Below are 5,533 nucleotides of genomic sequence, written 5' to 3' on the forward strand. Positions count from 1 at the left end.
AAGGATCAGTCACATATCAGCTGTGCAGCACCAGCGCCGGGCGTCAGCGTGCAGGCCACCGGCAGCAGGTCACGGTCGATGAGGCTCATGCGCAGCACTCGCACTGATCGTCCATGCACGGGGCGCCCTCGTCGACGGCGACGACCGCCTCGAGCAGCTGTCGCAACCCCTGGGTCAGATGCGGGTCGGCGATCTCATACCGGGTGCGCCGACCTTCCGGTGTGGCGACGATCAACCCGCAGCCCCGCAGGCACGTCAGATGATTCGAGACGTTCGTGCGGGTCAGCTCGAGATCTCGTGCCAGCTCAGCCGGGTAGCCGGGAGCGTCCAGCAGTGTGAGGAGGATCCGGGAACGGGTCGGGTCGGCCATCGCCCGACCCAGCCGGTTCATCACATCGAGGCGAGAAGTAAGAGTCAGCACAGGCTGACTATACATTCTCCGCTGTACTAATGCGAGGGCGGATGAGTCGCGGTACCCCGGCGACCATGACCACCATTGCGACGAGCTCCACCAAGGTCTGAGTCACTACAACCAACGGCGTCAGAGCGAAAGATGCCGGCAGCGCGAGAGCGAGCGGGAGCACGACCAGCGAGTTGCGGGTGACCCCGCTGAACGTGGCCGCCCGGCGGCTGGGAACATCCAAGCGTGCCGCGCTCCCGAGGAGCGCACCGAGTGGTGCCACGATTAGGACGAACACGACGAACACGGGAACCGCGATTAGCAGCTGGCCGAGAGCGCTGCTCACGCCGAAGACCTGCGAGCCGATCACCACGGCGAAAGTCAGCATCATCAGCGGCACCATTGCCGCCAGCACCACGCCCTCGATCGCGCGGCCGGCACGGAACCGTTTCGCCAGCAGCTGCGTGGCGGCGGCGAGAACGAGCGGCAGCACGATCAACAACAGAAATGCCTCCACGAACGGATGCGGGTCGAACGCACCCACCACCTCGGCGCCGGCCATCAGCCACAGGTACACCGGCAGCAACACGATCTGCAGAAGCATCAGCAGGGGCGTGGCAGCAAGCAGCCGCGCACGTGCACCGCCAGCCAGGCCAGTGAACACAATCACGTAATCCACACACGGCGTCAGCAGCACGAACAACACCCCAACGAGCACCGCCTGATCAGCCGCCACGGCGCGACTCAACCCGAACACGACCACCGGCACGACGACGAAGTTCAGGACGAGCACGACGCCCAGGAACCGCCAATCCGTGAAGGCCCGGCCGATCGCCGTGAACGGCACCCCCAGGAACGTCGCGTACAGCAACAACCCGAGCACGGGATTGATCGCCGACTCGAGCGGATCCGCCACCGCCGGCACGAGTAGACCGACCACCGCACCCACGGCGATCGCTGCGAGGTAGAGCACTACCTGATGCCGCTCCCACCACTCCACAGCTGTGCACACGAGCACAAGCCTGTCGAATGTAGCCGGTTCGCCCCTAATCGAGTGAGCGAGTAACCCTTCACCCCCAGCCAATGGCAGGACTGCTAGGTGCATGCCAACTACCCGCGGAATCTGTCATTTCGGATAGGAACCGACACGGCACTTACACGCATCGTTCTCACCAATCTTTCGGATCCGCCACTTGTCCGCCACTTCATCTAAGAATCCGCCATCTTCGCCGAGAACCTACAAGCATGTAGGTTCCCGGTCAAGGTGGCGGAGAACTCGGGGATTCCACGCTAATTGGCAGCAGTTTCGTCAGCAGGATTCCGCGCGAAATGGCAGATCCCTACATAAGAGTAGGAAGTCCACTTAGACTTGACGTCCGCCGCCGCCGTCCGATTGCCCGCGCGATCATCCTCCCGTGCTGGGGGTGAACGCGCGGTTCATGACTGGTATCCGAGCACCGTGGTCATGCCGGTCTCGGCGTGGTAGATGTTGTGGCAGTGCGCGACCCACTGGCCGGGGTTGTCGGCGTCGAAGTCGACTGTCAGGGTCTGGCCCGGGAGGATGATGGAGGTGTCCTTCCGGGGGCCGCCGTTCGCGTGCTGGTAGGTGTGGCCGTGCAGGTGGAACGGATGCCACATCTCGGTGTCATTGCGGATCCGCAACTGCACCCGCTCCCCCCTACTGATCGCGTGCGCGTCCCGCAACGGGTCGTTCATGTCGAACCGGCGCCCATTGATCCCCCAGTCGTACGCCTCCATCCCCCCGGTCAGCGCGAGGTGCACGACCCGGTCGGGGGATGCCTGGTGCAGGGTGACGGAGGCGGTCGCGCTCAGCCCGGCAGCGGTGCCAACCCTGCCGGTGCCGAGCTCGGCGACGGGGACGTCGCTGGCCGGAGCCGTGCCAGCGGCGGTGCGAACGAGCGCGAACGCGCGATCCTGCTTGCCTTCCGCGTCGGCGACGACAGGGAACACCCCATCGTCCAGGGTGACCTGCAGGTCGTAGCGTTCGCCCATCCCGATCAGGACACTGTCGACCTCGACAGGATCCACCGGGAACCCGTCGGTGTGGGTGATCGTCAGGGTGTGGCCGCCGATCGCGAACCGGAACGCGGTGTCGCTACCGGCGTTGATGACACGGATCCGCACCCGGGCACCAGGAGTGCCGGTGAATTGGGCGGGGTCGGCTTTGGGTTTGCCGTTGATGAGGTAGTGCGGGTAGTAGACGTCGCCGGCGTCGCCGCCGAGCAGGTCGGAGGTGGCACCCATCAGCAGGTTCCCCATCCGCATGAACATGTCGCCCATCCCGCCCATGTCTCCCATGCCCTTCGAGAGGTCGGTGAGGACCTGGTCCGGGGTGGCGGTGACGCCGTCGAGCCAGTCGTCGAGGATCAGCACCCATTCGTCGTCCCACGCCACCTTCTCGTCCGGGTCGTCGATGATGAGCGCACCGTAGAGGCCGTGGTCCAGTTGCGGGCCGACGTGGGGGTGGAACCAGTAGGTGCCCGGATGCGGGGTGACGAACTCGTATGCGAACTGTCCGCCCGGGGCGATGGGGGCTTGGGTGACCGGAGGGACCCCATCCATGTCGTTGCGGAGGGCGAGTCCGTGCCAGTGCACGGAGGTGTCCGCGTCGAGCTGGTTGCGGACGGTCGCTTTCAGCGTGTCGCCTGCGGTGAGCCGGATTACCGGGGCCGGGATACCTCCGAACGCCCAGGTGGCGGCGGCGGTACCGGCCAGGTCGAGCGTGGTGGGGGCGGCGGTGAGGTCGACGGTGGTGACTCGGCCGGTGCCGCCGCGGTTCTTCTCCGTGCCGGACACCGCTGCGCCGGTGGGTGTCACCCATTGCGGCGCGGGGGTGCAGGAGGCGAGCACGGCTGCCGCGACGGCGCCCAGTCCGAGTCCGAGCACACCTCGTCGGGTCAGCAGCATCGGGGAGGACGGTGTGGGAGAGAGCGGACGGTCAGGCATGTTCGGGCTCCTTCTGCATGGTCGTCGCAGCGGGCGCCTGGGCGGGCAGGCGGAGCCGCTTGAGGAGGAGGGCGTTGACGGCGACGATCACGGAGGAACCGGACATCGACAGGGCGGCGATCTCCGGGGACAGCATGATCCCGAACGCCGGGTAGAACACGCCGGCGGCGATGGGGAGGGCGGCGGCGTTGTATCCGATGGCCCAGGCCAGGTTCTGCCGCATCTTTCGCAGTGTGCCCTTGCCGATCTTGAGTGCGATCGCAACATCGAGCGGGTCCGAGCGCATCAGGACCACGTCGGCGGTCTCGATGGCGACGTCGGTGCCGGCGCCGATCGCGATGCCGAGGTCGGCCTGGGCGAGGGCGGGGGCGTCGTTGACGCCGTCGCCGACCATCGCGACCTTCTTGCCCGTCTTCTGCAGCTCGGCGACCTTCGCGGACTTGTCCTCGGGGAGCACATCCGCGATCACGGTGTCGATGCCGAGGAGAGCGGCGATCCGGTCGGCGGTGGGCTTGTTGTCCCCGGTGAGCATCGCGACCTCGACGCCCTGCTCGTGGAGAGCGTCGATCGCGGTCTTCGCTGTGTCCCGGGGTGCGTCGGCGAGACCGATGATCCCGGCGACTTGCCCGTCCACGGCGAACAGGATCGCGGTGCGGCCGGACCCAGCCAGGTCCTGCTGAGCGGCCTGCACCCCGCTGATGTCGATCCCCTCCCCGGTGAGAAGGCGCGGGTTGCCGAGGACGACCTGTCGACCGTCGACGGTGGCGATCGCGCCCTGCCCGGTGACGTTTCGGAACGCGGTCGCGGTGCGACGGGGGATGTCGCGGGCGTCGGCGTAATTCACGATCGCTTTCGCCAGAGGATGCTCGGATTCCCGCTCCAACGCGACCGCGAGGGAGAGAGTCTCGAGGTCGTCGCCGCCGACGGGGATGTAGTCGGTGACCTCCGGCTCCCCCTTGGTGAGGGTGCCGGTCTTGTCGAACACGACCGTGTCGATGCGGGCGGCGGTTTCGATCCCGGATGCGTTCTTGAACAACACGCCCCGTTTCGCGCCGAGCCCGGTGCCGACCATGATCGCGGTCGGCGTCGCCAATCCGAGGGCGTCGGGGCAGGTGATGACGACGACGGTGATGGCGAACAGGATCGCCATCGGGATTGCAGCGCCGGCGAGCAGCCACACCAGGAAGGTGAGGGTGCCGCCGATCAGGGCGACCAGGACCAGCCAGAACGCTGCCCGGTCGGCGAGGCGCTGCCCGGGGGCTTTGGAGTTCTGCGCCTCTTGCACGAGCTTCACGATCTGCGCCAACGCCGTGTCCGAGCCGACTTTGGTGGCTGTGACGCGGAGGGTGCCGACGGTGTTCACGGTCGCTCCGATCACCTCCGACCCGGGCGCTTTGTCCACCGGCATGGACTCGCCGGTGACCATCGACTCGTCCACCTCGGACTCCCCGGATTCCACGACACCGTCGGTGGGGATCTTCGCCCCCGGCCGCACCAGCATCAGATCCCCCGGGACGACCTCGCTGGTGGGGATCTCGACCTCCTGCCCGTCACGGATCACGACCGCCTGCGAGGGTGCGAGCTCCAGGAGGGTGCGGATCGCGTCGTTCGCGCCGCCGCGGGCGCGCATCTCCACCCAATGCCCCAGCAGCACGAACGTGGCAAGCACCGTGGCGGCTTCGTAGAACACTTCACCGCCGCCGGTGAGGGTGACCGCGAGGGAGTACAGCCAGCCGGCGCCGACACCGACTGCGACGAGCACCATCATGTCGAGGGTCTTCGCGCGCAGCGCCCGGTAGGCGCCGTCGAAGAAGATCCACGCCGAGTAGAAGATCACCGGCAGCGACAGGATCAGCATGAACACGTCATCGCGCAGCCCGAACGGTGCCGGCACCTCGAATCCGATCACCTCCCGCCCGATCGGAGACCACAGGGTGATCGGGATCGACAGGATCAGCGCGACCAGGAACCGGTTGCGCATGTCGCGGATCATCGCGTCCATCGACATCCCGCCGTGATGCCCACCGTGGCCCATCATCTCCTGCGCACTGTGACCCGACGCCGCGCCGTGGTCGTGTCCGCCCGGAGCCGCGGCGTGATCGGCGTGCTCGCCGGCGTGCTCGGCGGCGTCCGCCGTCGCCGAGGAGGCGTGCGTGTGGTCGTGGC

General features: G+C 67.2%; 4 protein-coding genes. All 4 read right to left on the bottom strand.

The window, feature by feature from the left end:
• Window positions 1-85: 85 nt before the first annotated feature.
• Window positions 86-421, bottom strand: a complete 336-nt coding sequence (cmtR, locus tag B3587_RS13520) for a Cd(II)/Pb(II)-sensing metalloregulatory transcriptional regulator CmtR (RefSeq protein ID WP_067165134.1) — start codon at window positions 419-421, stop codon at window positions 86-88.
• Window positions 422-428: 7 nt separating this feature from the next.
• Complete coding sequence (locus B3587_RS13525) at window positions 429-1,412, bottom strand: bile acid:sodium symporter (protein ID WP_292729549.1); 984 nt, start codon at window positions 1,410-1,412, stop codon at window positions 429-431.
• A 425-nt stretch (window positions 1,413-1,837) separates the two neighbouring features.
• Entirely contained in the window at window positions 1,838-3,367 is a 1,530-nt protein-coding gene (locus B3587_RS13530) for a multicopper oxidase family protein (RefSeq protein WP_292729552.1), read from the bottom strand.
• Window positions 3,360-5,533, bottom strand: a 2,174-nt coding sequence (locus tag B3587_RS13535) for a heavy metal translocating P-type ATPase (RefSeq protein WP_292729555.1), incomplete at its 5' end; no start/stop codon positions are given. The genes B3587_RS13530 and B3587_RS13535, both read right to left, overlap by 8 nt.

It is taken from the genome of Microbacterium sp. UBA837 (assembly GCF_002296025.1).
In the GTDB taxonomy this organism is placed as follows: Bacteria; Actinomycetota; Actinomycetes; order Actinomycetales; family Microbacteriaceae; genus Microbacterium.

Coding starts and splice junctions, on each gene's coding strand:
- B3587_RS13530 (WP_292729552.1), bottom strand. CDS start 3,367: ATGCCTGACCGTCCGCTCTCTCCCACACCGTCCTCCCCGATGCTGCTG.